Annotated in this window: 35 protein-coding genes; 4 read left to right on the top strand and 31 right to left on the bottom strand. The window is 63.4% G+C overall.

Features of this window, described 5'->3' with window-relative positions:
• The first annotated feature begins 51 nt into the window (after nucleotides 1-51).
• Both coaA and mscL read left to right on the top strand, forming a co-directional pair.
• Nucleotides 52-1,032: a type I pantothenate kinase gene (gene coaA / locus ACSLGO_RS02280; RefSeq protein WP_263127402.1), complete on the top strand. Its 981-nt coding sequence runs from the start codon at nucleotides 52-54 to the stop codon at nucleotides 1,030-1,032.
• Between the two features lie 51 nt (nucleotides 1,033-1,083).
• Entirely contained in the window at nucleotides 1,084-1,512 is a 429-nt protein-coding gene (gene mscL / locus ACSLGO_RS02275; RefSeq protein ID WP_091602719.1) for a large conductance mechanosensitive channel protein MscL, read from the top strand.
• Between the two features lie 18 nt (nucleotides 1,513-1,530).
• On the opposite strand, the gene glmM is transcribed toward mscL, so the two are convergent.
• From glmM to ACSLGO_RS02205, 14 genes are all read right to left on the bottom strand, one after another.
• The gene (gene glmM, locus ACSLGO_RS02270; protein WP_152273694.1) at nucleotides 1,531-2,901 is read right to left on the bottom strand and encodes a phosphoglucosamine mutase; all 1,371 of its coding nucleotides are present in this window, start codon (nucleotides 2,899-2,901) and stop codon (nucleotides 1,531-1,533) included.
• Nucleotides 2,902-3,517: 616 nt separating this feature from the next.
• Nucleotides 3,518-4,015, bottom strand: a complete 498-nt coding sequence (rpsI, locus tag ACSLGO_RS02265; RefSeq protein ID WP_091602713.1) for a 30S ribosomal protein S9 — start codon at nucleotides 4,013-4,015, stop codon at nucleotides 3,518-3,520.
• Nucleotides 4,016-4,054: 39 nt separating this feature from the next.
• Entirely contained in the window at nucleotides 4,055-4,498 is a 444-nt protein-coding gene (gene rplM / locus ACSLGO_RS02260) for a 50S ribosomal protein L13 (protein WP_055239378.1), read from the bottom strand.
• 278 nt (nucleotides 4,499-4,776) lie between these two features.
• Nucleotides 4,777-5,706 carry a tRNA pseudouridine synthase A gene (locus ACSLGO_RS02255; RefSeq protein ID WP_436399790.1) on the bottom strand — a complete coding sequence of 310 codons (930 nt, stop codon included), beginning with the start codon at nucleotides 5,704-5,706 and terminating at the stop codon, nucleotides 4,777-4,779.
• A 37-nt stretch (nucleotides 5,707-5,743) separates the two neighbouring features.
• The gene (gene rplQ / locus ACSLGO_RS02250) at nucleotides 5,744-6,298 is read right to left on the bottom strand and encodes a 50S ribosomal protein L17 (RefSeq protein WP_263127408.1); all 555 of its coding nucleotides are present in this window, start codon (nucleotides 6,296-6,298) and stop codon (nucleotides 5,744-5,746) included.
• A 64-nt stretch (nucleotides 6,299-6,362) separates the two neighbouring features.
• Nucleotides 6,363-7,373, bottom strand: a complete 1,011-nt coding sequence (locus ACSLGO_RS02245) for a DNA-directed RNA polymerase subunit alpha (RefSeq protein ID WP_055239375.1) — start codon at nucleotides 7,371-7,373, stop codon at nucleotides 6,363-6,365.
• A gap of 183 nt (nucleotides 7,374-7,556) precedes the next feature.
• Entirely contained in the window at nucleotides 7,557-7,958 is a 402-nt protein-coding gene (gene rpsK / locus ACSLGO_RS02240) for a 30S ribosomal protein S11 (protein ID WP_055239374.1), read from the bottom strand.
• A 67-nt stretch (nucleotides 7,959-8,025) separates the two neighbouring features.
• The gene (gene rpsM / locus ACSLGO_RS02235; protein ID WP_055239373.1) at nucleotides 8,026-8,403 is read right to left on the bottom strand and encodes a 30S ribosomal protein S13; all 378 of its coding nucleotides are present in this window, start codon (nucleotides 8,401-8,403) and stop codon (nucleotides 8,026-8,028) included.
• 177 nt (nucleotides 8,404-8,580) lie between these two features.
• On the bottom strand, nucleotides 8,581-8,694 hold the full coding sequence (gene rpmJ, locus ACSLGO_RS02230; RefSeq protein WP_012397712.1) for a 50S ribosomal protein L36: 114 nt from the start codon (nucleotides 8,692-8,694) through the stop codon (nucleotides 8,581-8,583).
• A gap of 72 nt (nucleotides 8,695-8,766) precedes the next feature.
• Nucleotides 8,767-8,988, bottom strand: a complete 222-nt coding sequence (infA, locus tag ACSLGO_RS02225) for a translation initiation factor IF-1 (protein ID WP_055239372.1) — start codon at nucleotides 8,986-8,988, stop codon at nucleotides 8,767-8,769.
• Nucleotides 8,989-9,198: 210 nt separating this feature from the next.
• Entirely contained in the window at nucleotides 9,199-9,948 is a 750-nt protein-coding gene (locus ACSLGO_RS02220; protein ID WP_386916992.1) for a glycerophosphodiester phosphodiesterase, read from the bottom strand.
• On the bottom strand, nucleotides 9,945-11,330 hold the full coding sequence (locus ACSLGO_RS02215; protein ID WP_091602701.1) for an ABC transporter substrate-binding protein: 1,386 nt from the start codon (nucleotides 11,328-11,330) through the stop codon (nucleotides 9,945-9,947). Before ACSLGO_RS02215 ends, ACSLGO_RS02220 begins: the two co-directional genes overlap by 4 nt.
• A 74-nt stretch (nucleotides 11,331-11,404) precedes the next feature.
• Nucleotides 11,405-12,340, bottom strand: a complete 936-nt coding sequence (locus ACSLGO_RS02210) for a carbohydrate ABC transporter permease (protein WP_436399789.1) — start codon at nucleotides 12,338-12,340, stop codon at nucleotides 11,405-11,407.
• Complete coding sequence (locus ACSLGO_RS02205; RefSeq protein ID WP_436399788.1) at nucleotides 12,337-13,329, bottom strand: carbohydrate ABC transporter permease; 993 nt, start codon at nucleotides 13,327-13,329, stop codon at nucleotides 12,337-12,339. The genes ACSLGO_RS02210 and ACSLGO_RS02205 overlap by 4 nt, the downstream gene beginning before the upstream one ends.
• 191 nt (nucleotides 13,330-13,520) lie before the next feature.
• On the opposite strand from ACSLGO_RS02205, the gene ACSLGO_RS02200 reads away from it, so the two are divergent.
• Nucleotides 13,521-13,988: a DUF2243 domain-containing protein gene (locus tag ACSLGO_RS02200; protein ID WP_263127421.1), complete on the top strand. Its 468-nt coding sequence runs from the start codon at nucleotides 13,521-13,523 to the stop codon at nucleotides 13,986-13,988.
• Nucleotides 13,988-14,908: a cytochrome c oxidase assembly protein gene (locus ACSLGO_RS02195; protein ID WP_436399787.1), complete on the top strand. Its 921-nt coding sequence runs from the start codon at nucleotides 13,988-13,990 to the stop codon at nucleotides 14,906-14,908. Before ACSLGO_RS02200 ends, ACSLGO_RS02195 begins: the two co-directional genes overlap by 1 nt.
• Here ACSLGO_RS02195 and map read toward each other — a convergent pair.
• The 17 genes from map to rplV form a co-directional block, all read right to left on the bottom strand.
• Nucleotides 14,886-15,707 carry a type I methionyl aminopeptidase gene (map, locus tag ACSLGO_RS02190; RefSeq protein ID WP_226802297.1) on the bottom strand — a complete coding sequence of 274 codons (822 nt, stop codon included), beginning with the start codon at nucleotides 15,705-15,707 and terminating at the stop codon, nucleotides 14,886-14,888. The genes ACSLGO_RS02195 and map overlap by 23 nt on opposite strands.
• Before the next feature lie 20 nt (nucleotides 15,708-15,727).
• Entirely contained in the window at nucleotides 15,728-16,300 is a 573-nt protein-coding gene (locus ACSLGO_RS02185) for an adenylate kinase (RefSeq protein WP_091602687.1), read from the bottom strand.
• A complete protein-coding gene (secY, locus tag ACSLGO_RS02180; protein WP_377955339.1) occupies nucleotides 16,297-17,610 on the bottom strand; it encodes a preprotein translocase subunit SecY in 1,314 nt (437 codons plus the stop codon). Before secY ends, ACSLGO_RS02185 begins: the two co-directional genes overlap by 4 nt.
• 252 nt (nucleotides 17,611-17,862) lie before the next feature.
• Nucleotides 17,863-18,318, bottom strand: coding sequence for a 50S ribosomal protein L15 (gene rplO / locus ACSLGO_RS02175; RefSeq protein ID WP_091602681.1), 456 nt, complete (start codon nucleotides 18,316-18,318; stop codon nucleotides 17,863-17,865).
• A 1-nt stretch (nucleotide 18,319) separates the two neighbouring features.
• A complete protein-coding gene (gene rpmD / locus ACSLGO_RS02170) occupies nucleotides 18,320-18,532 on the bottom strand; it encodes a 50S ribosomal protein L30 (RefSeq protein ID WP_091603746.1) in 213 nt (70 codons plus the stop codon).
• The gene (gene rpsE, locus ACSLGO_RS02165) at nucleotides 18,532-19,206 is read right to left on the bottom strand and encodes a 30S ribosomal protein S5 (protein ID WP_176697540.1); all 675 of its coding nucleotides are present in this window, start codon (nucleotides 19,204-19,206) and stop codon (nucleotides 18,532-18,534) included. Before rpsE ends, rpmD begins: the two co-directional genes overlap by 1 nt.
• Nucleotides 19,207-19,235: 29 nt before the next feature.
• Nucleotides 19,236-19,619, bottom strand: coding sequence for a 50S ribosomal protein L18 (gene rplR / locus ACSLGO_RS02160; protein WP_091602676.1), 384 nt, complete (start codon nucleotides 19,617-19,619; stop codon nucleotides 19,236-19,238).
• Nucleotides 19,620-19,621: 2 nt separating this feature from the next.
• A complete protein-coding gene (gene rplF / locus ACSLGO_RS02155) occupies nucleotides 19,622-20,158 on the bottom strand; it encodes a 50S ribosomal protein L6 (RefSeq protein WP_091602672.1) in 537 nt (178 codons plus the stop codon).
• A gap of 18 nt (nucleotides 20,159-20,176) precedes the next feature.
• Nucleotides 20,177-20,575 (bottom strand): 30S ribosomal protein S8, encoded by a 399-nt coding sequence (gene rpsH / locus ACSLGO_RS02150; RefSeq protein ID WP_091602669.1) that lies wholly within the window; start codon nucleotides 20,573-20,575, stop codon nucleotides 20,177-20,179.
• An 86-nt stretch (nucleotides 20,576-20,661) separates the two neighbouring features.
• Nucleotides 20,662-21,231: a 50S ribosomal protein L5 gene (rplE, locus tag ACSLGO_RS02145; protein ID WP_055239358.1), complete on the bottom strand. Its 570-nt coding sequence runs from the start codon at nucleotides 21,229-21,231 to the stop codon at nucleotides 20,662-20,664.
• Entirely contained in the window at nucleotides 21,231-21,590 is a 360-nt protein-coding gene (gene rplX / locus ACSLGO_RS02140; RefSeq protein WP_055239357.1) for a 50S ribosomal protein L24, read from the bottom strand. The genes rplE and rplX overlap by 1 nt, the downstream gene beginning before the upstream one ends.
• A 3-nt stretch (nucleotides 21,591-21,593) precedes the next feature.
• The gene (gene rplN, locus ACSLGO_RS02135; protein ID WP_055239356.1) at nucleotides 21,594-21,962 is read right to left on the bottom strand and encodes a 50S ribosomal protein L14; all 369 of its coding nucleotides are present in this window, start codon (nucleotides 21,960-21,962) and stop codon (nucleotides 21,594-21,596) included.
• Between the two features lie 375 nt (nucleotides 21,963-22,337).
• Entirely contained in the window at nucleotides 22,338-22,643 is a 306-nt protein-coding gene (gene rpsQ, locus ACSLGO_RS02130) for a 30S ribosomal protein S17 (protein ID WP_091602666.1), read from the bottom strand.
• A complete protein-coding gene (rpmC, locus tag ACSLGO_RS02125; RefSeq protein WP_055239354.1) occupies nucleotides 22,640-22,960 on the bottom strand; it encodes a 50S ribosomal protein L29 in 321 nt (106 codons plus the stop codon). Before rpmC ends, rpsQ begins: the two co-directional genes overlap by 4 nt.
• A gap of 2 nt (nucleotides 22,961-22,962) precedes the next feature.
• On the bottom strand, nucleotides 22,963-23,379 hold the full coding sequence (gene rplP, locus ACSLGO_RS02120; protein WP_055239353.1) for a 50S ribosomal protein L16: 417 nt from the start codon (nucleotides 23,377-23,379) through the stop codon (nucleotides 22,963-22,965).
• Nucleotides 23,380-24,207, bottom strand: a complete 828-nt coding sequence (rpsC, locus tag ACSLGO_RS02115; RefSeq protein ID WP_055239352.1) for a 30S ribosomal protein S3 — start codon at nucleotides 24,205-24,207, stop codon at nucleotides 23,380-23,382.
• The gene (gene rplV / locus ACSLGO_RS02110; RefSeq protein ID WP_055239351.1) at nucleotides 24,208-24,573 is read right to left on the bottom strand and encodes a 50S ribosomal protein L22; all 366 of its coding nucleotides are present in this window, start codon (nucleotides 24,571-24,573) and stop codon (nucleotides 24,208-24,210) included.
• Nucleotides 24,574-24,594: the final 21 nt, after the last annotated feature.

The raw sequence follows: 24,594 nt of genomic DNA, 5'->3' as shown, positions 1-24,594 counted from the left end.
AGGGGCCTGCTCCGTTTGGATTGGCCGCCGGGGCAGTGCACAATTCCTAGAGTGAGCGAACCAACTCCGAAGCCGGCGACCGGCAACGGCCATGAGACCAACTTCACGCCGTTCGTTGAGCTGGACCGCCAAACCTGGTCACGCCTGTCCCACGAGATTGAATCCCCGCTGAACCAGGAGGACATCACGCGCCTCCGGGGGCTGGGTGACCAGCTGAACCTGGACGAGGTCCGGGAGGTCTACCTTCCGCTTTCCCGCTTGCTGAACCTCTATGTGGCAGCGGCCGGGAAGCTGCACAGCGCCACCACAACCTTCCTTGGCGAGCAGACCACGCGCACACCCTTCGTCATCGGCGTCGCAGGTTCGGTCGCCGTCGGGAAGTCCACCACAGCCCGCGTGCTTCGGGAGATGCTGCGGCGCTGGCCGGACACCCCGAACGTTGAGCTGATCACCACCGACGGCTTCCTGTACCCGAACGCGGAGCTGAAGCGCCGCGGACTCATGGAACGCAAAGGATTCCCGGAAAGCTACGACCGCCGCCGCCTGCTGCGCTTCGTCAGCGCCGTCAAGTCCGGGGCGGAGGAAGTGCGGGCGCCGCGGTACTCACACCTCACCTATGACATTGTTCCCGACTCGGAAATCGTGGTGCGGCGTCCTGACGTCCTCATCGTCGAAGGACTGAATGTGCTGGCGCCGGCACGCACCCGCCCGGATGGCCGCTCCGGCCTAGCCCTGAGCGACTTCTTCGACTTCTCGATCTACGTAGATGCCCGCACCTCCTACATCGAGGAGTGGTATGTGCAGCGTTTCCAGTCACTGCGCAGCGGTGCCTTCGCCAATCCGGCATCCTATTTCCACCGCTATGCGGCTCTCACGGATTATGAGGCCCGCGAGACCGCCCTCGGCATCTGGAAGCGGATCAACGAACCCAACCTGGTGACCAACGTACTGCCGACCCGCGGCCGCGCCCAGCTGGTACTGACCAAGGACGCGGACCATTCGGTCAGCCGCATGCTGCTGCGCAAGACCTGAAACGTCGGGTCGGGGCGGCGCGGGAGGCACTCCGGCGGTTACGCTGGCGGAATGCTAAAGGGATTCAAAGACTTCATCATGAAGGGCAACGTGCTGGACCTGGCCGTCGCCGTCATCATCGGCGCTGCCTTTACGACCGTGGTGAACGCACTGGTCAACTCGGTGCTGATGCCGTTTATCTCCGGCCTGGTCGGGTCGCCGAACTTCGACAGTTTCGCAGCCGTGAATTTCAACGGGAACCAGATCCAGTTTGGAGTCCTGCTGACCGCCGTCGTCAACTTCCTGCTCGTGGCAGCGGCCGTTTACTTCGTGATCGTGCTGCCGATGAACAAGATGATTGAACGCCGGAACCGCCGGCTGGGGATCACGCCCGAAGAGAGTGCGGACCCGCAGGTCATGCTGCTGACGGAGATCCGGGATGCGCTGACGGCGCAGCCCCCGCACGGGACGGTCCAGTCACCGGGCGGCCCCAAACATTAGCACCGCTGGCGGGACGGGCTAGACTGCGGCGCTTTCGGAGGCCTTCAGCGAGAGGTTCGCTTCGACGACCGCGGCCAGCTTGGCCGCAACGGCCTGCGCGGTGTCCATGTCCGCAGCTTCCACCATGACGCGCACCAGGGGTTCCGTTCCCGAAGGCCGCAGCAGGACCCTGCCGGTTTCCCCGAGCTTTTCCTGGGCATCGATGACGGCCTGGCGGACGGCGTCATTGGTGGCTGCTGCCGTCTTGTCCACGTTCTTGACGTTGATCAGGACCTGCGGGAGCTTGTCCATGATGCTGGCAAGCTGCTTGAGGCTGCGCCCGGTCTTGGCTACCTGCGCGGCCAGCTGCAGGCCGGTCAGGACGCCGTCACCGGTTGTGGCGTACTTGGAGAAGATGACGTGGCCGGACTGCTCACCGCCCAGGCTGTAGCCGCCTTCGCGCATGGCTTCGAGCACGTAGCGGTCCCCCACACCGGTTTCACGGATGCTGATGCCTGCCTCGCGCAGCGCCAGCTTGAGGCCGAGATTGCTCATGACCGTGGCTACGAGTGCGTCGTCCTTGAGTTCTCCCGACGCTTTCATGGCTACGGCCATGATGGCCATGATCTGGTCACCGTCCACGATGCTGCCTTCGGCGTCCACGGCCAGGCAGCGGTCCGCATCGCCGTCGTGGGCTATGCCGAGGTCAGCTCCGTGTTCGAGGACGGCAGCCTGCAGGGCTCCCAGATGCGTGGAACCGTATCCGTCGTTGATGTTCACGCCGTCGGGATCCGCACCAATGACGACTACCTCCGCGCCGGCGTCGGCAAAGACCTGGGGCGAGCAGCCGCTGGCGGCACCGTGCGCGCAGTCAAGCACCACTTTGATGCCGTCCAACCGGTTGGGAAGGGTCTGCAGCAGGTGCACTACGTACCGGTCCTCGGCGTCCGCGAAACGCTTGATCCGGCCCACTTCGGCTCCGGTAGGCCGGAGGCTCGGTTCCTGCATCTCGGCTTCGATGGCGTCTTCCAGGGCGTCGTCGAGCTTCTGTCCGCCGCGGGCCAGGAACTTGATGCCGTTGTCCGGGGCGGCGTTGTGGGAGGCGGAGATCATGACACCGAAGTCCGCCTCGAGGTCCGCTACCAGGAACGCTGCAGCAGGAGTAGGGAGGATGCCGGCGTCGAAGACGTCCACGCCGGAGCTCGCCAGTCCCGCTTCGACCGCCGCGGAGATGAAGTCACCGCTGATGCGCGGGTCCCGGGCCACGACGGCGACCGGACGTTTGCCGCTGGGCACCTGGCGGTGTCCGAGCACAACTGCCGCGGCCTGCGCCAGGCCAAGGGCGACCTCTGCGGTAATGAGTCCGTTGGCCAGGCCCCGAACCCCGTCGGTACCGAACAGTCGTGTCATAGAAAAAGTCCTTAAAGCATGCGGCCGCCAGGGAAAACCGGGAACGTGGGGACTGCCCGGCGGAGGTTCAGGCGCAACCCCCGCGCCTATTCTGCCACCTCATTATCGCCCCCGGCGAAACGCAGGGCGCCTTCCGCCGGGTCAGGCGGCCGCATTTCGTCCCCTGCAGAACCGGTGTTCCCCCGCTGGCTTGGTATTTCGGCGCCCACTGTCCGATGCGGCACAGAGAGCCTATGGGCGCCCATCACGGCCCTACCGGCGCACCAGAGCCTTCTCGCCGTGAGGAACTCTCTGGTGCCCGTTCGCGACCCTTGTCCAGGAACGCAGAAGGCCCCCGGCAACTGCCGGGGGCCTTCTGCATAAACCCTCTGGTTCCAACCGCTGAATTAGCGCTTGGGGAGCCAAACACCCACACCGCCAAACCAGCGCTTGTGGAGCCAAGCACCCACACCGCCAAGCCAGCGCTTGTGAAGCCAAGCACCCACACCGCCGATCCAGCGCTTGTGGAGCCAAGCACCCACACCGCCGATCCAGCGCTTGTGGAGCCAAGCGCCAATTCGGCGCGAGGGTCCCAAAGGGCAGGCGCTCCAGCGCCTGCCCTTTGGGTAGCGCTGAATTAGCGCTTGGAGTACTGAGGCGCCTTGCGGGCCTTCTTGAGACCAGCCTTCTTGCGCTCGATGACGCGGGCGTCACGAGTCAGGAAGCCGGCCTTCTTCAGTGCCGGACGGTTGTTCTCGCGGTCGATCTCGTTCAGCGAGCGAGCCACACCGAGACGCAGTGCGCCGGCCTGGCCGGAAGCGCCGCCGCCGTGGATGCGGGCAATGACGTCGTATGCGCCGTCGAGGTCGAGGAGCTTGAACGGCTCGTTGACTTCCTGCTGGTGCAGCTTGTTCGGGAAGTAGTCAGCCAGTTCGCGGCCGTTGACGATCCACTTGCCGGTGCCGGGGACCACGCGCACGCGGGCGATTGCTTCCTTGCGGCGGCCAACTGCGGAACCTGCAACGGTCAGGGCCGGGCGCTCCTTGACGGCCGATTCGGCAGCGTCAGGGGTTTCCGAGGTGTAGCTGGTGAGCTCCTCGGTGTTTTCATTCAGCTCTTCAGTGTTCTGAGCCACGATTCTCCTTGAATTAATTTCTTAGTTGGCGGGCCAGAACTACTGGGCGACCTGGGTGATTTCGAAGGTCTTGGGCTGCTGTGCGGCGTGCGGGTGCTCGGCACCCTTGTACACCTTCAGCTTGCCCATCTGCTGTGCAGCAAGGGAATTCTTGGGCAGCATGCCGCGGATGGCCTTCTCAACTGCGCGCACCGGGTTCTTCTCCAACAGTTCGGCGTAGTTGACGGAGGACAGGCCGCCCGGGAAACCCGAGTGGCGGTAGGCACGCTTCTGTTCGAGCTTGGCGCCGGTCAGGGCAACCTTCTCAGCGTTGATGATGATGACGAAATCGCCCATGTCCATGTGGGGAGCAAAGGTCGGCTTGTGCTTTCCGCGCAGCAGTGTTGCGGTCTGGCTGGCAAGACGGCCTAGGACAACGTCGGTGGCGTCAATGACGTGCCACTGGCGGTTGATGTCGCCGGGCTTCGGGGTGTACGTACGCACGGTTTTTGCCTTCGTTTCTTCTTCTTAGGTGGCGCGCCGCGCATGGATGCCATACGCAGTGCAGCTTCTCTATGCGTTACCGGATGGTCAGGTGAGGACTGAATTAACCAGTGGTCCTGAGATCTCGGCTATCTCCCCGGGGCCAGGTGGCTCTGCAACTGAGCCGCTCCCGTGGGCATAGGCCTATCGAGGTAGGACACGCACAACGACTATAAACAATAGCCTGCTTGCCGGGTCAGGTCAAAGTCCCGGCAGGCACACTACTGCCTGGGACCATTCTATTCCCTCAGCGCCCGTGTTGTTTCCGCCCGCGCCCGGAGCTCAGCCTCTTCGGGGTACTTCACTTCTTCGAGCACCAGCGGATGCGGCGGAGCAAGCTTTGACTTTGAGTCCCGCACCCTGGCGAACATTCGCTCGGCCAGCCAGCCCGGACGCCGCTCTCCTGTCCCGACCAGCAGCGCTCCCCCTATCAGGGACCGCACCATGTTGTGGCAGAAGGCATCAGCCTTCAGCCGCGCTTCGAGGATCCCGTCAGGTGCTCTGGTGAACGTGAATTCCTGGAGTTCACGGATAGTCGTGGCGCGTTCACGAGGTTTGCAGAAGGAAAGGAAATCCTGCACGCCCAGCACTCCCGATGCCGCTTCGTTCATGGCCGCCTCATCCAGCTCGGTCTTATGCCAGAGGGTGATGCTGCGCTGCAGCGGGTCCCAGTCCTGCTGACGGTCCGCGATGCGGTAGCTGTAGCGGCGCCACAGCGCCGAGAACCTTGCGTCGAAGCCTTCCGGGGCAAGCGAGGCCCGGTGGACTTCGATGGCACCGGCCATGGCTTCCACGGCCCTCCGGGACAGACCGGCTTCCCTGAGAGGCACTGTCAGTTCCCGGTTAAGGACTCCGCGCAGGCGCCGCCTGAACGCTTCGGCCGGCGGGAGGTCGGTGCTGCGGGCAAGGGCGGCCCATTCACCGGCTGTGGCGTCGAAGTGCACCACCTGTCCTCGGGCATGCACCCCGGCGTCGGTCCGTCCTGCGACCGTGACCCGCACGGGGCGGCGGAAGAGTACCGCCAGCGCAGTCTCAAGTGTTCCCTGGACGGTGACCAGCCCGGGCTGCGTTGCCCAGCCGGCGAACGGGGCGCCGTCGTAGGAGAGGTCGAGCCGAACACGAAGAGGCCCGCCGTCCGGGTTAGGGACAGCGGGCCTCTCGATCGTCATACCCCAATATTAAGGGCACGGCGGGGAAATCCGAGAATTACTTCTTCTCTTCGGTTTCCTCGGCAGCTTCGTCAGCGGAGTCTGCAGACTCTGCCGAATCAGCGGACTCTGCGGAATCGGCAGACTCTGCGGAATCGCTGGAGTCAGCCGAATCGGCGGACTCTGCAACCGGAGCCGGAGCAGCGGCGGCAGCAGCGGTGGAAGCCTCTGCAACGACGGACTGCTTAGCGGAAAGCGGCTCCAGCACCAGTTCGATGACGGCCATGGGAGCGTTGTCGCCCTTGCGGTTGCCGATCTTGGTGATGCGGGTGTAGCCGCCGTCGCGCTGGGCAACGGCCGGGGCGATCTCGGTGAAGAGCTCGTGAACGAGGCCCTTGTCAGAGATCAGTGCCAGGACGCGGCGGCGGGAAGACAGGTCTCCACGCTTGGCGAAGGTGATCAGGCGCTCGGCGTACGGGCGCAGGCGCTTGGCCTTGGTCACCGTGGTGGTGATCTGCTTGTGCTCGAACAGCTGGGCTGCCAGGTTCGCCAGCATCAGGCGCTGGTGAGCCGGGCTGCCTCCGAGGCGCTTACCCTTGGTGGGTGTAGGCATTACATTTTCTCCTCAAACGGTGCCACGCAGTGCTCCTTGGCACTGGCGGCAAGATTTTGCGTGTTTAGAGCTCGTCGTCCGAGAACTCGGACTCGTCCTCTTCGATGGCTGCGGCGCGGGCGGCCAGATCAAACCCGGGAGGGGAATCCTTCAGGGACAGACCCAGTTCAACCAGCTTCGCCTTCACCTCGTCGATGGACTTCGCACCGAAGTTGCGAATGTCCATCAGGTCAGCCTCGGAGCGGGCTACGAGTTCACCCACGGTGTGGATGCCTTCGCGCTTGAGGCAGTTGTAGGAGCGCACGGTCAGCTCAAGGTCCTCAATCGGCAGGGCCATGTCGGCTGCCAGTGCGGCATCCGTCGGGCTCGGGCCAATTTCGATGCCTTCAGCTGCGGTGTTCAGTTCACGGGCCAGGCCGAAGAGCTCAACCAGGGTGGTGCCGGCAGAGGCGACAGCGTCGCGCGGTGCAATGGCGTCCTTGGTTTCGACGTCGACGATCAGGCGGTCGAAGTCGGTGCGCTGCTCGACGCGGGTGGCCTCCACGCGGAAGGTCACCTTGAGGACCGGCGAGTAGATGGAGTCAACCGGAATACGGCCGATCTCCTGGTCGCCGGACTTGTTCTGGCTTGCGGAAACATAGCCGCGTCCACGCTCGATGGTCAGTTCGAGTTCGAACTTGCCCTTCGAGTTCAGGGTGGCGATGTGCAGATCCGGGTTGTGGAACTCGACGCCGGCCGGCGGAGCAATGTCCGCGGCAGTGACGACGCCGGGGCCCTGCTTGCGCAGGTAGGCCACGACGGGCTCGTCGTGCTCGGAGGACACCGAGAGGTTCTTGACGTTCAGGATGATCTCAGTGACATCTTCCTTAACGCCCGGAACGGTGGTGAACTCATGCAGAACTCCGTCGATCCGGATGCTGGTTACGGCAGCACCGGGGATGGAGGAAAGGAGCGTACGGCGAAGCGAGTTGCCAAGCGTGTAGCCGAAGCCCGGCTCCAGCGGCTCGATGATGAACCGTGAGCGGTTGTCGGCTACTACTTCTTCAGTGAGGGTGGGGCGCTGTGCAATGAGCACTTGCATTTCCTTTCAGCGAGCGTCCGCTATATGACGCAACACAAATGGTGGAAACGACGACGACGGGGACACCCCGCGCGCGTCTTGGACGGCTAGCAGCCTCGCACCCGGGCCTGTGCCGCGTCCGGTTCCCTGCTGGGCAGGAAACCGAAGCGCGGCACAGGCACCGGCAACGAATGCGAATTAGACGCGGCGGCGCTTCGGGGGACGGCAGCCGTTGTGTGCGCTCGGGGTGACATCCTGGATGGTGCCAACTTCCAGGCCGGTGGCCTGCAGCGAACGGATCGCGGTCTCGCGTCCGGATCCCGGACCCTTCACGAAGACGTCGACCTTGCGGACGCCGTGCTCCTGGGCACGCTTGGCAGCGGCTTCGGCAGCCATCTGCGCAGCGAACGGGGTGGACTTGCGGGAGCCCTTGAAGCCAACCTCACCGGCGGAAGCCCATGAGATGACAGCACCGGTCGGGTCCGTGATGGACACGATGGTGTTGTTGAAAGTGCTCTTGATATGCGCCTGGCCCAGCGCGATATTCTTCTTATCCTTGCGACGCGGCTTGCGTACCGCTCCACGAGTCTTGGGGGGCATTACTTCTCCTACAAAGAGTTTGGTTTAGGTGACCTGGCTGTGCAGGTCATGGCCTGGACCGCGTTATTTAGCGGCCGGCCTTCTTCTTACCGGCAACCGTGCGCTTCGGGCCCTTGCGGGTACGAGCGTTGGTCTTGGTGCGCTGGCCATGGACAGGCATGCCGCGGCGGTGGCGGATGCCCTGGTAGCTGCCAATCTCGACCTTGCGGCGGATGTCGGCTGCTACCTCGCGGCGGAGGTCACCCTCAACCTTGAAGTTGCCCTCGATGTAGTCACGCAGCTGAACGAGTTCAGCATCGGTGAGGTCCTTGACGCGAGTGTCCGGGCTGATGCCGGTCTCTGCCAGGGTCTGCTCTGCACGGGTCTTGCCCACGCCGTAGATGTAGGTAAGCGCAATGACAACCCGCTTTTCGCGGGGAATGTCTACGCCGGCGAGACGTGCCATATTGGCGGTTCTCCTTTGGTGTTACCGGAGGTCTGAAGCAGTACGTCCCTGTTGCCAGGTCCCCGGCCTCCGTACCGGGGGTATGCGTCACGCGTATCAGACGCTGTACTGCTCATATTCAATTACTACGCGTGGGCTGAGCGCGCTCCGGCACCGGGCCGGAACAGTGGCCGCTATTTAGCCCTGGCGCTGCTTGTGGCGCGGGTTCTCGCAGATCACCATGACTCGGCCGTTACGGCGAATCACCTTGCACTTATCGCAGATCTGCTTGACGCTCGGCTGGACCTTCATGGTTTTCCTTTGCGTGGTTGCAGGGTTGAGCTCCAGTCCCCTCCTTTAGGGAGTGAACCGGAGCCTTGGTTGTTACTTGTAGCGGTAGACGATACGGCCCCGGGTGAGGTCGTACGGGCTAAGTTCCACCACAACGCGGTCTCCGGGGAGGATGCGAATGTAGTGTTGACGCATCTTTCCCGAGATGTGTGCGAGCACAATGTGGCCGTTGGCCAGCTCAACGCGGAACATCGCATTGGGCAGGGCTTCGTTGACCGAGCCCTCAATCTCTATGACGCCGTCTTTCTTGGCCATATCCTCCGCTAACGTCTGTGCTGCCCTTATTTGCCTTGGACAGCGGTTTTTGGTGTTTGATGGTCTCTCTCCCCGAACCGTTCCAGCCAGCGTAGGGCTGGATGGAAAAGGGCACGAATGTAGAGACAACCAACAGATAACTCTACGGCACACCCCCGCTTAAGTTAAATCCCTCCTCCCGGTTCACGCTGCGGCAGGCGTGAAAGCGGCTTATGCGGCAGGGCCGGCCCAGACGGCAAGCTCTGCGGGCCGGTCCGTAATGATCCCGTCCACTCCCGCGTTCGCCGCTTCCTCCCACTGCCACGGCTCATTCAGCGTCCAGGCAAGGACCTTGATGCCTGCGGCCTGCAGCACCGGGACCAGGGACGGAGATTCCCGCAGCACCCCGCCGTGGGGATTGCAGTATGAGCTTTCGGTTTCAGCCAGGAATTCCAGGAGCAATGCTTCCCGCCCATTTTCCGGCGGACCCGTGATGAGCAGGCCGCGGCCGATGTCCGGTGCGGCTTCGTGCAGGCTCTGGACAGTGTTCCGGGAGAAGCTCTGGAGCACGCAGCGGCCGGCGATTCCCGCGTCCCTCAGGATCTGCGCCGCAGTCCCAGCCTGATCCGGGGTCCACTCCCCCTTGAACTCCAGCAGCCAGCGCAGCTCCGGCTCGTCGGCGGCGAATTTCGCCAGGTCCTCCAGTCCGGGAATGCGTTCCCCTGCGAATTCCGAGGAGAACCAGCTGCCGGCATCTGCACTGCGCAGTTCGGCGCTGGCCAGTTCCGCCACCCTTCCGTGTCGGCCTGCGGTGCGGTCCAGTGTGGAATCGTGGATCAGCACGATGCTGCCGTCCGCACAGAGCTGCAGGTCGGTTTCGATCATCGCGGCCCCGGCTGCGGCCGCTGAAGCGAACGCGGCCAAGGTGTTTTCGGGAGCGGAGCATGAGTTGCCGCGGTGAGCTATGTTCAGCGGGTTCACAGGTATGGCTCAACGTTCTGTTCAAAGGACTTGGCGATTGCATCCGAGGCAGCCGCGAAAGCGTCCGCCGCGGGAGTGTCCTGAAGCATGATCTTCTCCAGGGCGGTGGTCAAGTGCTGGTCCCCTGAGGGGACGAACGAACGTGCCCAGTCCTGTACCCGGGTGGTGGCGAGCTGGTCCACTGCGGTGCGGAACTGGGGTGCCTTGGCGTAGACGGCCTGCATTTCGGCGCTGTCCGCGGCCGAGGTCCGAACCGGCATGTATCCGGTATTCGCGGAGAAGTAGGCAGTTTGCTCGGGTTCGCCGATGAACTGGAGGAACATCGCCGCTGCCAGCTGCTGTTCAGGCGATTTTTCCGCCGCGATGGCGATGCCGGTACCTCCGGTTGGGCATCCGGGGCCGGCCGGGCCTTCCGGCAGGAACCCCGTGCCGACGTCGAACTTGGCCGCTTCCAGGATGCCGCTGAGGGAGCCCGTGGAGGCAATGGTGCACGAGCTCACGCCGGCCGTGAAATCCGCGACATAGTCCGCGGCAGAAACAGCAACGGTCTGATCGCGGTGGATCATCCGGCGCAGGAATTCCCCGGCTTCGAGCGTTTTGGGATCGTCCAGTGTCAGCGTCCATTCCTTGGAATACTGCCCACCGAGTCCCCACATGATGTTGCAGAACCACCAGGCTGACCAGGAGGTGTCCGAGCCGAGTGCCATGGGAACGGCACCGCCGTTGGCCGCCGCGAGGTCCGGGGCCCAGGAGTTGTATTCGTCCCACGTTTTGGGTGCGCGGTCGGGCAGCCCTGCGGCCTTGAACAGGGTGCGGTTGTAGTAGAACAGCGGGGTGGAACGGGCATACGGGAATGCCCAGTGGCTGCCGTTGAACTCGTAGTCGTTGTACAGGCCGGTGTTGTAGTCGGCAGTGTCGATTCCCAGGTGGGCAGCCACATCGTCAACGGGAAGGATCTGCCCGTTGATCATGTAGCGGAACCACCAGACGTCGCTGGCGCCAACGAGGTCTGGAACGTTGTTGGTTCCGGCTGAAGCCTGGAACCGCTGGGCAACCTCGTCGTAGTTCGCGCCCGCGGTCACCAGGTCCACCTCGATGCCGGTCTCCGCAGTGAACCGGCGGATCAGTTCCTCCTCAATGGGCTTCGAAGCTCCGGGGTGGTTGGACCACCAGGTGATCCTGTCTGCCGGTGTGATGGAGCCCCAGTCGGTCCCTGCCGTTTCCACCGCTCCCCCGGTTCCGGCGGTTGACGGGCCGCCGCAGGCAGCCAGGGCGGCGGAACCGCCGAGAATCCCGGCGAGGGTGAGGATGTTCCGGCGGCTGAGGCCGGCGGGGACCGCGGAGGTGCCCGCGGAGGGGATGGAGGCAAAGCGGTTCTTCATGATTTCCTTCGATTGGTTTGCACAGCGGGTGGGTTTTGGTGCGCGTTGGTTTGAGGAGAGAGCGGACGGCTGTGTCAGCCGGTCACCGCGCCGGCGGTCAGGCCGGACACGATCCGCCGCTGGAGGACGAAAAACAGGGCGAGGACGGGGACGGTGACCATGACGGTTCCGGCCATGAGCACTCCCCAGTTGGTGACGCCGTCGTTGTTCTGCAGCAGCGTCAGTCCGACGGGCAGCGTCATCATTTCTGCCCGGTCAACAACCAGCAGCGGCCAGAGGTACTCGTTCCATTCGTTGACGACCGAGACCAGCGCTACGGCGGCGATGGTGGGCGCGGACATCGGGACCACGAACTGGAACAGGCGGCGAAGGTGTCCGGCGCCGTCGAGCACCGCCGCCTCCATGACTGACGCCGGAAGTGAGAGGAAGTGCTGGCGGAACAGGAAGGTGCCGAAGGCGCTGGCCAGCCCGGGCAGGATGATGCCCTGGTAGGTGTTGAGCCAGCCAAGCTCGGCCACCAGGGTGTAGTTGGGAATGATCACGATCTGCTGCGGAACAAGCAGGGCGAAGACCACCACCGCGAAGAACACCTTCTTGAAGGGCACGTCCACGAAAACCAGTGCATAGGCCGTGGTCAGGCCCAGGACAATCTTCAGGCCGGCACCGATGAGGGTGACGAACAGTGAGTTGGCGAAGAAGGATCCAAACGGCACGCGTTCCAGGGCCTGGGCATAGTTGGACAGGTCCCAGCCGGAGGGCAGCCACTGGATCGGTACCGTGTAGATTTCGTCCGGTTCCTTGAAGCTGGCCAGCAGCATCCACACCAGGGGCAGGATCATGACCGCCACGGCAGCGAGCATCCACAGGTAGCCGCCGACCGGGGGGCGTCGCGTTGGGCGGCCGCCCGGCGCGTGTGATGGCCGCCTGGACGGTACTGCCATGGACAGCGCGGGCGGCTCCGCCGGCTGCGGCTGCGCGGGCTGCGGGGCCGGAGGCGTTCTGGTGCTCACGAGTAGTGCACCTTCCGTTCGACGAATTTCAGCTGCAGGAGCGTCACGGCGAGGAGTACCAGGAACAGGATGGTGGCGATGGCTGACGAGTACCCGGCGGTTCCGGCCACGAAGCCCTGCTGGTAGATCTGGTACATCATGGTGGTGGTCCCTTCCAGGGGCCCGCCTTTGGTCATCGCCTGGATGATGTCGAAAGACTGCAGCGAACTGAGCAGCGTCGTCACCGAGAGGAAAAAGGTAGTCGGCCCCAGCAGCGGAAGGGTGATCCCCACAAGGGTCCGGATTCGTCCTGCTCCGTCCAGGGACGCGGCTTCCAGCAGGTCCCTGGGAATTGCCTGCAGGCCCGCCAGATAAATGAGGGCCACATAGCCCACGTTTTTCCAGAGGTAGACGATGATGACCATTGCCAGTGCGTAGCCCGGGTCGTTGTACCAGTCGGGCGATGCCAGCCCGATTCCCTGCAGCACCGCCGAAGTGATGCCGAAATTCGGATCGAACACAAACAGCCACAGCAGCCCGACGGCGACGCCGGAAAGCACGTAGGGCGCGACGACGATGGTGCGGGCCGCGCCCCTGAGCTTCAGCCTGCTGTTCAGGAGCAACGCGAGGGCAAGCCCGATGACCATCCCGCCGCCCACCGTGGCGAGCGTGAAGACTACGGTGACCATGATGATCTGCCCCGTCCCGGGCGCCGTGAACCAGTCGGTGTAATTCCGCAGGCCAACCGGGCGCGCTATCGCCGAGCCGATATTCCACTGGAGCGTTGAGTAGTACAGCGACTGGAGCAGCGGCTTGTAGGTAAAGACCAGCAGCAGGGCGATGTTGGGACCGGCCAGCAGGGCGAAGAGCAGCCAGTTGGCTGATGTGCGCCGGCGCCGTCCGGCAAGCCGGGACCTTGCCTGGCCATGCCGGGAGCCCGGCGCCGCAGGAGTGATGCCCGGGCCCGCGGAGGGGCCCCGCCCCGGCGGGGACAAGATAGTTGAAGACATAGCGGGTAAGGACCTTCGTCGGGAGCTTGGTGACGCCTTCAGCGTAGGTTTCGGAAACCCCTCAAAGGCTCCAAAACCGTCCCGGCAGCGAAGACTTCAGCATCCGTTGGAAGTGCTTTTAACACGGGTTAAGGGAGCGTTCACTTAGTGACGCGGGCGCAGTTCGAAGCCCCTTTGCTAGGGTCGGGTCCATGAACTCCCCACACGCAGACGCACTGAGGCCGGCCCGCAGGAACGTGGTCTCCGGAGTGCTGGTGGGTATCGGCATTGCCGCGTTCGTCGATGAGGTGGTCTTTCACCAGCTGCTGCAGTGGCACCACTTCTACGACAAGTCCACCGCATCCGTGGGACTGTTCTCGGATGGCCTTTTCCACGCCTTCGGATGGTTCGCCGTCGTCGCGGGTCTCTTCCTGTTCGCCGACCTCCGCCGCCGTGGAGTGCTCCTCCCGGCTCGATGGGCCGGAGCCGTCCTCCTCGGAACGGGTGCCTTCCAGCTCTACGACGGAACCGTGCAGCACAAGCTGCTGACCCTGCACCAGATCCGGTACGACGTCGAGCTGCTCCCCTATGACCTGGCCTGGAACAGTGCCGCGGTACTCATGATTGGTGCGGGGACACTCCTCCTGGTCCGCACCGGCACGGACCGCCCGCGGCGCTGATGGACCACTCCGCGGGCTCCTTCCCAGCCGAAGTGTTCTTCCTGGTCCCTGCCCTCGCGGCAACCGCCGCCTACGTGGCCGGCGCCTGTTCGGCGAAGGCACACGGCTGGCCGAAGCACCGTACCGCGATGTTCGTCCTGGGAATCGCCTTCGCCGTGTCCACCGTTCTGGGCCCCCTGCCGGCACTCGCGCACGGCAACTTCGCGGTGCTGGCGCTCACCCACGTGGTGGCCGGCATGCTTGCTCCGCTGCTGCTGGTACTCGCCCGCCCCGTCACACTCGCGCTGCGGTCCATGGACCGGATTCCCGCCCTGCGCACCGTGCGGATCCTGCGCAGCCCTCCGGCCCGGATACTCGCCAGTCCGCTCACCGCAGCCGCGCTCAACCTCGGCGGCATGTACCTGATGTTCCGAACCCCGCTCTATGACGCTATGCGCACCCACGCCCCCGTGCACTGGATCGTCACCTTCCATCTCGTGGCGGCCGGATACCTCTGGACAGCGGCACTGGTTGGACGGGACCCGAACCCGCACCGGGCGGGCCTTCGGCTGCGGGCGGGCGTCCTGGTCCTCACTGCTGCCGCGCACAACATCCTGGCGAAGTCCCTGTTCGCCCAGCCTCCTGCCGGAGTTCCCGCTGATCAGGCCGAGGCCGGTGCAATGGCCATGTACTACGCCGGCGGTGCCGTGGAAATCGCCGTCATGATCGTCCTCTGCCACCAGTGGTATCGGAACCCGGCGCAGCGGCCTTCCGCACCGGCGGTATCCGGACATGGGACCGTGCCTGCACATTCGACTGCCACCGGCAAAGCCCCGGACAGCCGAAAGGCCCCTCCAGCCGGCGGGCAGGAAGGGCCTTTCACTCCGGCCTCCGGTGCAGGGGCCGGAGGAAGCGGCGTCAGGGAACAGGGACCGGCGTGACGCCCAGCGGCGCGAGCCGCGAGGCACCGCCGTCGGGAGCCGTAAGCACCCAGATTCCCTTGTCATGGATGGCAACCGTGTGCTCCCACTGGCAGGACCGGGCACCGTCTGTGGTTACCACGGTCCAGTCATCCTCCAGCGTGACTGTTTCAATGCCGCCGCGAACCAGCATTGGTTCAATGGCCAGGCACATCCCGGGCTTCAGCTTGGGACCGCGGTGGCTGGTCCGGTAGTTCAGCACGTCCGGGGCCTGGTGCATTTCGGACCCGATGCCGTGGCCCACATAGTCCTCGAGGATGCCGAGGGGCTTTCCCGGGACGGAACTTACGTAGTCATCGATGGCGGCACCGATGTCTCCGACAAACCGGCCCTTGGCTGCGGCCGCGATGCCGTGCCACATGGCGGTCTCGGTGACGTCGGAGAGCCGCTGGTCCTCCGGATCAGCAGTACCGACAATGACGGTCCGCGCCGAGTCGGAGTGCCAGCCGTCCACAATAGCGCCGCCGTCGATCGAGATGATGTCGCCGTCGGCCAGCACCCTGCCTCCGGGGATCCCGTGCACTACTTCCTCGTTGACCGACGTGCAGATGGTGGCCGGGAAATCGTAGTACCCCAGGAAGTTCGACGCCGCGCCCTCCTCGGCCAGCACCGCGGCGAAGACCTTGTCGATCTCCGCCGTGGTGATGCCGGGACGGGCAGCGGCGACCGCCGCGTCCAGTGCCTTGATCAGCACGAGGCCTGCCTCACGCATGGTGCGCATCTGCGCGTTTGTCTTGTACTGGATCCGCGGCTGGGCCAACGTCTCGCCTTCTATCTGATCTAGCTGGTCTGCTTGAGTGCCTGCATGACGCGCTCGGTGACTTCGTCGATGTCTCCCAGGCCGTCAACCCGGGTCACGATGCCCCGGTCCTCGTAGCGGGCAACGACGTCGGCGGTCTGCTGCTTGTAGAGCTCAAGCCGGTGGCGGATGACCTCTTCGTTGTCGTCCGTGCGGCCTTCGATTTCTGCCCGGCGCAGCAGCCGGGACACGAGTTCCTCGTCATCCGCGGTCAGCAGGAGCACGGCGTCCAGGCTGTCGCCGCCGGCAGCGAGGATGTCATCAAGCTCCTCGACCTGCGCCACGGTGCGCGGGTAACCGTCAAGGAGGAATCCGTCCTGGACGTCGTCTTCCTGCAGCCGGGAGCGCACCATGTTGTTGGTGACCTCGTCGGGCACGAAGTTGCCGGCGTCGATGTACTTCTTGGCTTCGATGCCAAGCGGAGTCAGGTTCTTCACATTGTGCCGGAAGATGTCTCCGGTGGAGATAGCGCTGACACCGAGCCGTTCGGAGATACGTGTTGCCTGTGTTCCCTTGCCGGCACCTGGAGGCCCAATAATGAGCAGACGTGTCATCGCAATAACCCTTCGTAGTGACGCTGCTGGAGCTGCGCGTCAATTTGTTTGACCGTCTCGAGTCCCACACCAACCATGATGAGGATCGAGGTTCCGCCGAACGGGAAGTTCTGGTTTGCCCCGACCAGCACCAGGGCAATCAGCGGAATGAGGGCAACAATGCCCAAATACATGGCGCCGGGCAGGGTGATGCGGGAAAGCACGTACTGCAGGTATTCGGCGGTGGGGCGGCCGGCACGGATGCCGGGGATGAACCCGCCGTACTTCTTCATGTTTTCCGAGACTTCCTCGGGGTTGAACGTGATGGACACGTAGAAGTACGTGAAGAACACGATCATCAGGAAGTACACGGCCATGTACAGCGGGTGGTCGCCTGACGTCAGGTAATTGTTGATCCAGACCACCCATTCCGGCGGAGCGGATCCATCCGAAGGAGTGTTGAACTGGGCCAGCAGCGACGGCAGGTAGAGCATGGAGGACGCGAAGATCACGGGGATCACGCCGGCCATGTTGACCTTGATCGGGATGTAGGTGTTCGTCCCGCCGACGGTGCGGCGGCCCACCATGCGCTTGGCGTACTGGACCGGGACGCGGCGCTGGGACTGCTCAACAAAGATCACGAGCGCGACGGTGACAATGCCGATGGCAATCACGCCGAGGAAGATGGTCCAGCCCTGCGCGGTCAGGATGGCGCCGAGGGCGCTGGGGAAGCTCGCGACGATGGAGGTGAAGATGAGCAGGGACATGCCGTTGCCGACGCCCCTCTCGGTCACCAGCTCGCCCATCCACATGATCAGGCCGGTACCGGCCGTCAGGGTGATGATCAGCAGCAGGATGGTGATGATGTTGTCGTCCGGGATGATCGGCACGGAGCACATGTTGTTGAACAGTGCGCCGGAGCGGGCCAGGGAGACGACGGTGGTCGCGTTGAGCAGGCCAAGGGCGATGGTCAGGTAGCGGGTGTACTGCGTGAGCGTGGACTGCCCCTGCTGACCTTCCTCGTAGAGTGCCTGGAAGTGGGGGATCACTACGCGCAGCAGCTGAACGATGATGCTGGCGGTGATGTACGGCATGATGCCAAGGGCAAAGACTGAGACCTGCAGCAGGGCGCCGCCGCTGAAGAGGTTAACGAACTCGTAGAGGCCACCCGAGGTGGCACCAAGAGCCAAGCACTGCTGCACATTGCCGTAGTCAACACCCGGGGCCGGGATAAAAGCACCCATGCGGAAGATAGTGATGATTCCCAGCGTAAACAACAGCTTGCGTCGCAGGTCTGGCGTCCGGAAAGCCCGGCCAATAGCGCTAAGCAAGCGTCCTCCTGAAGAAAAGTGTGGAAATGAGTCCCGGCGGGACTCGAACAAAACCTGAGTCTATCCGCTCAGGGCCGCTGTTGCGTTATTGAACATAACAGCGGCGGGAGCGTTAAAGGCACCAAGCCCCCGGCCGGCCGTTTGGAGGCCTTCCGGGAGCTTAGTGTCATGCTGGCTTAGCGCACAACCGGCTGCCGGAACCCGGGAAACCCGGGACCGGCAGCTCGGTCAGTGCGCGGAAGAACACGGTGCTTAGAGCGCCGTGGTCGATCCGCCTGCTGCAGCGATCTTTTCAGCGGCGCTTGCAGAGAACGCATCCGCCGTGACATCCACCTTGACGGTGATGTCACCGGTGCCCAGCACCTTGACGGGCTGGTTCTTGCGCACGGCACCCTTGGCAACGAGGGCCTCTACGGTGACCTCGCCTCCTTCGGGGAACAGTTCGGAGATCTTGTCCAGGTTTACAACCTGGAACTCGACCTTGAACGGGTTCTTGAAGCCGCGCAGCTTCGGCAGGCGCATGTGCAGCGGCAGCTGCCCGCCTGCGAAACCGGCCTTGACCTGGTAGCGGGCGGCAGTACCCTTGGTACCGCGGCCAGCGGTCTTGCCCTTGGAACCTTCACCGCGGCCAACACGGGTCTTAGCCGTCTTGGCACCCGGAGCAGGACGCAGGTGGTGGACCTTCAGAGCCTTGTTATCTTCGGCCATGTTACTTCGCCTCCTCAACCTTCACGAGGTGCGGAACCGTGTTGATCATGCCAACGGTCACGGCATCAGCAGTACGGACGACGGTGTCGCCGATGTGCTTCAGGCCGAGTGAACGCAGCGTGTCGCGCTGATTCTGCTTACCACCGATGGTGGACTTAATCTGGGTGATTTCCAGCTGTGCCGAGCTGACGGCAACGCGCTTCGGAGTACTCATCATGCACCAGCCTTCTGCATGTTGCGGATCATCGCTGCGGGAGCAACTTCGTCCAGCGGCAGGCCACGGCGGGCAGCCACGGCCTGGGGCTCTTCGAGGCGCTTCAGCGCGTCAACCGTGGCGTGCACGATGTTGATCGCGTTGGAGGAACCCAGCGACTTGGAAAGCACGTCGTGGATACCGGCGCACTCGAGGATGGCACGAACCGGACCACCGGCGATAACACCGGTACCCGGGGAAGCCGGACGGAGCAGGACGACGCCTGCGGCTGCTTCGCCCTGCACCAGGTGCGGGACGGTGCCGGCAATGCGGGGAACGCGGAAGAAGGACTTCTTCGCTTCCTCGACTGCCTTGGCGATAGCCGAGGGAACTTCCTTTGCCTTGCCGTAGCCAACGCCGACCATGCCGTTGCCGTCACCGACAACAACCAGGGCGGTGAAGCTGAAGCGACGACCACCCTTGACCACCTTGGCGACGCGGTTGATGGTTACGACGCGTTCAATGAACTTGTCCTTGTCATCATTGCGTCCGCCGTCGCGTCCGCCGCGTCCGCCGCGGTCACGGCCTCCGCGGTCAGAGCGCTGCTCGCCCCGGCGGCCGCCGCGGCGGTCGTCGTTGCCTGCGGCAGCGGTTTCCTTGGTCTCAGTTGCCTCAGCAGATGTAGCTTCAGTCACCTGATTTTCCTTTTCCTTGTTTGCCTCGGTCACAGTGCCAGCCCACCTTCGCGTGCGCCGTCTGCGACAGCCGCGATGCGGCCGTGGTAGCGGTTGCCGCCGCGGTCAAATACCACGGCTTCGACGCCAGCAGCCTTGGCACGTTCGGCAACGAGCTCGCCGACGCGCTTGGACTTGGCAGTCTTGTCGCCCTCCATGGAACGCAGGTCTGCTTCCATGGTGGACGCGGATGCAACGGTTACGCCGCGGCTGTCATCGACAACCTGGACGAATACGTGGCGGGCAGAGCGGTTGACGACCAGGCGCGGACGGGCCGCGGTGCCGGCAATGCGCTTGCGGATCCGCAGCTGGCGGCGGCTCCGGGAAGCGGACTTGCTCTTGGAATTGCGCTTCTTATTGATGCTGATGGCCATGATTACTTACCAGCCTTTCCGACCTTGCGGCGGACAATCTCGCCGGCGTAACGAATGCCCTTGCCCTTGTAGGGGTCAGGCTTGCGCAGCTTGCGGATGTTGGCGGAAACCTCGCCGACCTGCTGCTTGTCAATGCCGGAAACGGTGAGCTTCGTGGGGCCCGTGACGGTGAGCGTGATGCCCTCCGGAGCCTTCACGGAAACCGGGTGGCTGTAGCCCAGGGCGAACTCGAGGTCCGAGCCCTTGGCCTGCACGCGGTAACCGGTGCCAACGATTTCCAGGTCCTTCTTGTAGCCTTCGGTCACACCGGTGATCATGTTGGAGATCAGGGTGCGGGTCAGGCCGTGGAGGGAACGGGATTCGCGCTCGTCATTCGGGCGGGCGACGGTGATGGTGTTCTCGTCCATGGAAACCGAGATCGGGCTGGGCACAACGTGGCTCAGCTCGCCCTTGGAACCCTTGACCGTGACGGTGTTGCCATCAATGGCAATATCGACACCGGCGGGGACAGAGATGGGCAGACGTCCAATACGTGACATTATTCTTTCCCTTCCCTGCTACCAGACGTAGGCGAGGACTTCCCCACCCACACCCTTCTTGGCGGCCTGGCGGTCGGTCAGCAGACCTGACGACGTCGACAGGATGGCGATACCCAGCCCGCCCAGAACGCGCGGCAGGTTGGTGGACTTTGCGTATACACGCAGGCCCGGCTTGGAGATGCGGCGTACGCCGGCGATTGAACGCTCGCGGTTCGGACCGAACTTGAGGTCCAGGGTCAGCGTCTTGCCAACCTGTGCCTCTTCTTCCTTCCAGCCGGAGATGTAACCCTCGGCCTTCAGGATGTCGGCAACGCGTGCCTTCAGCTTGCTGTACGGCATGGACACGGAATCGTGGTATGCCGAGTTTGCGTTGCGCAGACGCGTGAGCATGTCTGCGACAGGATCTGTCATTGTCATGTGGGCTCTAGCCCTCCCTCGTAACGGTTTCTGCTGCTCGGCGCGGGGCGTGCCTCGCGTTAAGCAACAGACCTTTTACGTAGTAATTAATCTTCGGATTTGAACGGGAAGCCGAGCGCCTTCAGCAGCGCGCGTCCCTCGTCATCGGTCTTTGCGGTGGTAACCACGGTGATGTCCATGCCGCGTACGCGGTCGATCTTGTCCTGATCGATTTCGTGGAACATCGACTGCTCGGTCAGACCGAACGTGTAGTTGCCGTTGCCGTCGAACTGCTTGCCGCTCAGGCCGCGGAAGTCGCGGATACGCGGGAGCGCCAGGGTGACCAGGCGGTCCACGAATTCCCACATGCGGTCGCCGCGCAGCGTAGCGTGCGCACCGATCGGCATGCCTTCGCGCAGCTTGAACTGTGCGATGGACTTACGTGCCTTGGTGATCTGCGGCTTCTGGCCGGTGATGGCCGTCAGGTCGCGGACAGCACCGTCAATGAGCTTGGAGTCCTTGGCGGCATCTCCAACACCCATGTTCACGACAACCTTGACGAGGCGCGGAACCTGGTTGACGTTTGCGTAGTTGAATTCGTCCTGCAGAGTCTGCTTGATTTCCGCTGCGTAGCGGGTCTTCAGACGGGGAACGATCTTCGTGACAGTCTCAGTCATTAGAGGTCCTTCCCAGAGCCCTTGGCGACGCGGATGCGCACAGTGCGGGTCCGGCCGTCCTTTTCGACGATTTCGGTGCGGTAGCCAACACGGGTGGGCTTCTTCGTCTCGGGATCCACGACGGCCACGTTGGAAACGTGGATCGGGGCCTCAACAACCTCGATGCCTCCGGTCTTGGAACCACGGGAGGACTGGCCAACCTTGGTGTGCTTGGTGACGCGGTTGATGCCCTCAACGAGCACGCGGTTGGTCTCCGGGAAAACCTTCAGAACCTTGCCCTGCTTGCCGCGGTCTCCGCCGCGCTCAGCCTTGGCACCGGTGATGACCTGAACCAGGTCACCCTTCTTGATCTTTGCCATGAACTACAGCACCTCCGGAGCCAGCGAAATGATCTTCATGAACTTCTTGTCGCGAAGTTCGCGGCCGACCGGGCCGAAGATGCGGGTACCGCGGGGGTCACCGTCATTCTTCAAGATCACTGCAGCGTTCTCATCGAACTTGATGTAGGAACCGTCCTGGCGGCGGCGTTCCTTCTTGGTACGGACGATGACGGCCTTGACCACATCGCCCTTCTTGACGTTGCCGCCGGGAATTGCATCCTTGACGGTGGCAACAATGGTGTCGCCAATGCCTGCGTAGCGACGGCCGGATCCACCGAGAACGCGGATGGTCAAGATTTCCTTGGCACCCGTGTTGTCGGCGACCTTCAGTCGCGACTCCTGCTGAATCACTTATTACTCCTGTCGTCGCGCCGGTTCTCAGTCTTCCTGAGCCTTGCGGAACGGATATGGGTGGACCCCGTAATACTGGTACTCAGCACCGGCCCCTACGGGCCGCTCTGCAGCGCAAGCCGCAGCACCATGCTGAACAAGATTATCGGGCTTTTGCCTTATTCGGCGGTGAGGAAGGGCATCCGAAAGAGGACATGCTTCCGCACCACACAGACAAGATTTCAAGTTTACCGCGAAAGGGCCCCGGAAACGAAATCGTATGATTCCGCCGCCGGGGCCCTGACGCTGTGGACGGCGCCTGTGCGCCGAAGGAGCTGCTTTTCAGCCTCTCCCCCGGCACACGCTCCGGCCTGTTATGTGCTTAGCAGCTGTTAGCTACTTGGCCTTTTCGATGATCTCGACCAGGCGCCACCGCTTGGTAGCGGACAGCGGCCGGGTCTCGGCGATCAGCACGAGGTCACCAATGCCTGCAGCGTTCTGCTCGTCATGGGCCTTGCGCTTCTCGGTGCGGCGAAGAACCTTGCCGTACAGTGCGTGCTTCACGCGGTCCTCGACCTCGACGACGATGGTCTTCTCCATCTTGTCGGAGACCACGTAGCCGCGAGCGGTCTTCCGGTACCCGCGGGCATCGGCTCCGTTTGCGTCAGTTGTCACTGCTGCCTCATTCTTGTTTTCGCTCATTTGGCATCATCCTCGGCAACCGCAGCTTCGGACTCCGCAGCCTTCTTCTTGGACTTCTTCTTCTCGGGGGCTGCTTCCTCAACGGGAGCAACTGCCTCGGGACGAATTCCCAGTTCACGCTCGCGGAGCACCGTGTAGATGCGGGCGATGTCGCGCTTTACGGCACGGAGCCGTCCGTTGTTCTCCAGCTGCCCGGTGGCGGACTGGAAGCGGAGGTTGAACAGCTCCTCCTTAGCCTTGCGAAGTTCTTCAACGAGACGCTCGTTGTCGAACCCGTCCAGCTGATCAGTTGCAAGTTCCTTTGAACCGATAGCCATTGCTATTCACCACCCTCGCGACGCACAATGCGTGCCTTCAACGGCAGCTTATGGATCGCCAGGCGCAGTGCCTCGCGAGCTACCTCTTCGGAAACACCGGAGAGTTCGAACAGAACCCGCCCCGGCTTGACGTTTGCAACCCACCACTCCGGCGAACCCTTACCGGAACCCATGCGGGTTTCGGCCGGCTTCTTCGTCAGCGGACGGTCCGGGTAGATGTTGATCCAGACCTTGCCGCCGCGCTTGATGTGGCGCGTCATGGCAATACGTGCAGCTTCAATCTGGCGGTTGGTTACGTATGCAGGCGTGAGAGCCTGGATACCCCATTCACCGAAGCTGACAGCGGTGCCACCGGTTGCAGCGCCGGAACGACCCGGGTGGTGCTGCTTGCGGTACTTGACTCGACGTGGGATAAGCATTTAAGCCTGTCCTCCTTCTGCTGCGGGGGCAGCTGCCTCAGCGGCCGGAGCCTCTGCAGCAGGCGCGGCGGCCTTGTCGCCGCGGTCGTTACGACGACGACGGTCCCCACGGTCGGCCGGGCCGCGGCCCGGACGGTCGTTGGAACGTCCGCGGGACGGTGCAGCAGCCTGCTGTGCAGCCAGTTCCTTGGAAGTGACGTCGCCCTTGTAGATCCAAACCTTCACGCCGATGCGGCCGAAGGTGGTCTTGGCTTCGAAGAAGCCGTAGTCGATGTTCGCGCGGAGGGTGTGCAGGGGCACACGGCCTTCGCGGTAGAACTCCGAGCGGCTCATTTCAGCGCCACCCAGGCGGCCGGAGCACTGGATACGAATACCCTTGGCGCCTGCACGCTGTGCGGACTGGATGGCCTTCTTCATCGCACGGCGGAAAGCCACGCGGGAAGAGAGCTGCTCAGCAACACCCTGGGCAACCAGCTGTGCTTCCATCTCAGGGTTCTTGACCTCGAGGATGTTCAGCTGGACCTGCTTGCCGGTGAGCTTTTCGAGCTCGCCGCGGATGCGGTCCGCTTCGGCGCCGCGGCGGCCGATCACGATGCCCGGACGTGCGGTGTGGATATCCACACGGACACGGTCGCGGGTACGCTCGATCTCAACCTTGGCGATGCCGGCGCGGTCCATGCCGGTGGACATCAGCTGACGGATCTTGATGTCCTCGCGGACGAAGTCCTTGTAACGCTGGCCCGGCTTGTTGCTGTCAGCAAACCAGTGCGAAACGTGGTCAGTGGTGATGCCGAGTCGGAACCCGTGCGGGTTTACCTTCTGTCCCACTTAACGGTCCTCCTCGTTCTCGGGGGTTGCGACAACCACGGTGACGTGGCTGGTCCGCTTGTTGATGCGGTAGGCGCGGCCCTGGGCACGCGGCTGGAACCGCTTCATGGTGGGTCCTTCATCAACGAATGCTTCGCTGATGTAGAGGTCACCTTCGTCGAAGGCCACGCCGTCACGGTCCGCGAGGACACGTGCGTTGGCCATTGCCGACTGAACTACCTTGAATACCGGCTCCGAAGCTGCCTGGGGGGCAAACTTCAGAATTGCCAATGCCTCATTCGCTTGCTTGCCACGAACAAGGTTGACGACGCGCCGGGCCTTCATAGGCGTTACGCGGATATGACGCGCAATTGCCTTGGCTTCCATTGCTTTCCTTCTCTCGTCTTC

This window comes from Arthrobacter sp. IK3, assembly GCF_051337705.1.
GTDB lineage: Bacteria > Actinomycetota > Actinomycetes > Actinomycetales > Micrococcaceae > Arthrobacter_B > Arthrobacter_B koreensis.
This window is presented reverse-complemented; position numbering and strand designations above follow the sequence as displayed.

Coding starts and splice junctions, on each gene's coding strand:
- mscL (WP_091602719.1), top strand. CDS start 1,084: ATGCTAAAGGGATTCAAAGACTTCATCATGAAGGGCAACGTGCTGGAC.
- glmM (WP_152273694.1), bottom strand. CDS start 2,901: ATGACACGACTGTTCGGTACCGACGGGGTTCGGGGCCTGGCCAACGGA.
- ACSLGO_RS02255 (WP_436399790.1), bottom strand. CDS start 5,706: ATGACGATCGAGAGGCCCGCTGTCCCTAACCCGGACGGCGGGCCTCTT.
- rplQ (WP_263127408.1), bottom strand. CDS start 6,298: ATGCCTACACCCACCAAGGGTAAGCGCCTCGGAGGCAGCCCGGCTCAC.
- rpsK (WP_055239374.1), bottom strand. CDS start 7,958: ATGCCCCCCAAGACTCGTGGAGCGGTACGCAAGCCGCGTCGCAAGGAT.
- rpsM (WP_055239373.1), bottom strand. CDS start 8,403: ATGGCACGTCTCGCCGGCGTAGACATTCCCCGCGAAAAGCGGGTTGTC.
- rpmJ (WP_012397712.1), bottom strand. CDS start 8,694: ATGAAGGTCCAGCCGAGCGTCAAGCAGATCTGCGATAAGTGCAAGGTG.
- infA (WP_055239372.1), bottom strand. CDS start 8,988: ATGGCCAAGAAAGACGGCGTCATAGAGATTGAGGGCTCGGTCAACGAA.
- ACSLGO_RS02215 (WP_091602701.1), bottom strand. CDS start 11,330: ATGAAGAACCGCTTTGCCTCCATCCCCTCCGCGGGCACCTCCGCGGTC.
- ACSLGO_RS02205 (WP_436399788.1), bottom strand. CDS start 13,329: ATGTCTTCAACTATCTTGTCCCCGCCGGGGCGGGGCCCCTCCGCGGGC.
- ACSLGO_RS02200 (WP_263127421.1), top strand. CDS start 13,521: ATGAACTCCCCACACGCAGACGCACTGAGGCCGGCCCGCAGGAACGTG.
- ACSLGO_RS02195 (WP_436399787.1), top strand. CDS start 13,988: ATGGACCACTCCGCGGGCTCCTTCCCAGCCGAAGTGTTCTTCCTGGTC.
- ACSLGO_RS02185 (WP_091602687.1), bottom strand. CDS start 16,300: ATGACACGTCTGCTCATTATTGGGCCTCCAGGTGCCGGCAAGGGAACA.
- rplO (WP_091602681.1), bottom strand. CDS start 18,318: ATGGCCGAAGATAACAAGGCTCTGAAGGTCCACCACCTGCGTCCTGCT.
- rpmD (WP_091603746.1), bottom strand. CDS start 18,532: ATGAGTACTCCGAAGCGCGTTGCCGTCAGCTCGGCACAGCTGGAAATC.
- rplR (WP_091602676.1), bottom strand. CDS start 19,619: ATGGCCATCAGCATCAATAAGAAGCGCAATTCCAAGAGCAAGTCCGCT.
- rplF (WP_091602672.1), bottom strand. CDS start 20,158: ATGTCACGTATTGGACGTCTGCCCATCTCTGTCCCCGCCGGTGTCGAT.
- rpsH (WP_091602669.1), bottom strand. CDS start 20,575: ATGACAATGACAGATCCTGTCGCAGACATGCTCACGCGTCTGCGCAAC.
- rplE (WP_055239358.1), bottom strand. CDS start 21,231: ATGACTGAGACTGTCACGAAGATCGTTCCCCGTCTGAAGACCCGCTAC.
- rplX (WP_055239357.1), bottom strand. CDS start 21,590: ATGGCAAAGATCAAGAAGGGTGACCTGGTTCAGGTCATCACCGGTGCC.
- rpsQ (WP_091602666.1), bottom strand. CDS start 22,643: ATGAGCGAAAACAAGAATGAGGCAGCAGTGACAACTGACGCAAACGGA.
- rpmC (WP_055239354.1), bottom strand. CDS start 22,960: ATGGCTATCGGTTCAAAGGAACTTGCAACTGATCAGCTGGACGGGTTC.
- rplP (WP_055239353.1), bottom strand. CDS start 23,379: ATGCTTATCCCACGTCGAGTCAAGTACCGCAAGCAGCACCACCCGGGT.
- rplV (WP_055239351.1), bottom strand. CDS start 24,573: ATGGAAGCCAAGGCAATTGCGCGTCATATCCGCGTAACGCCTATGAAG.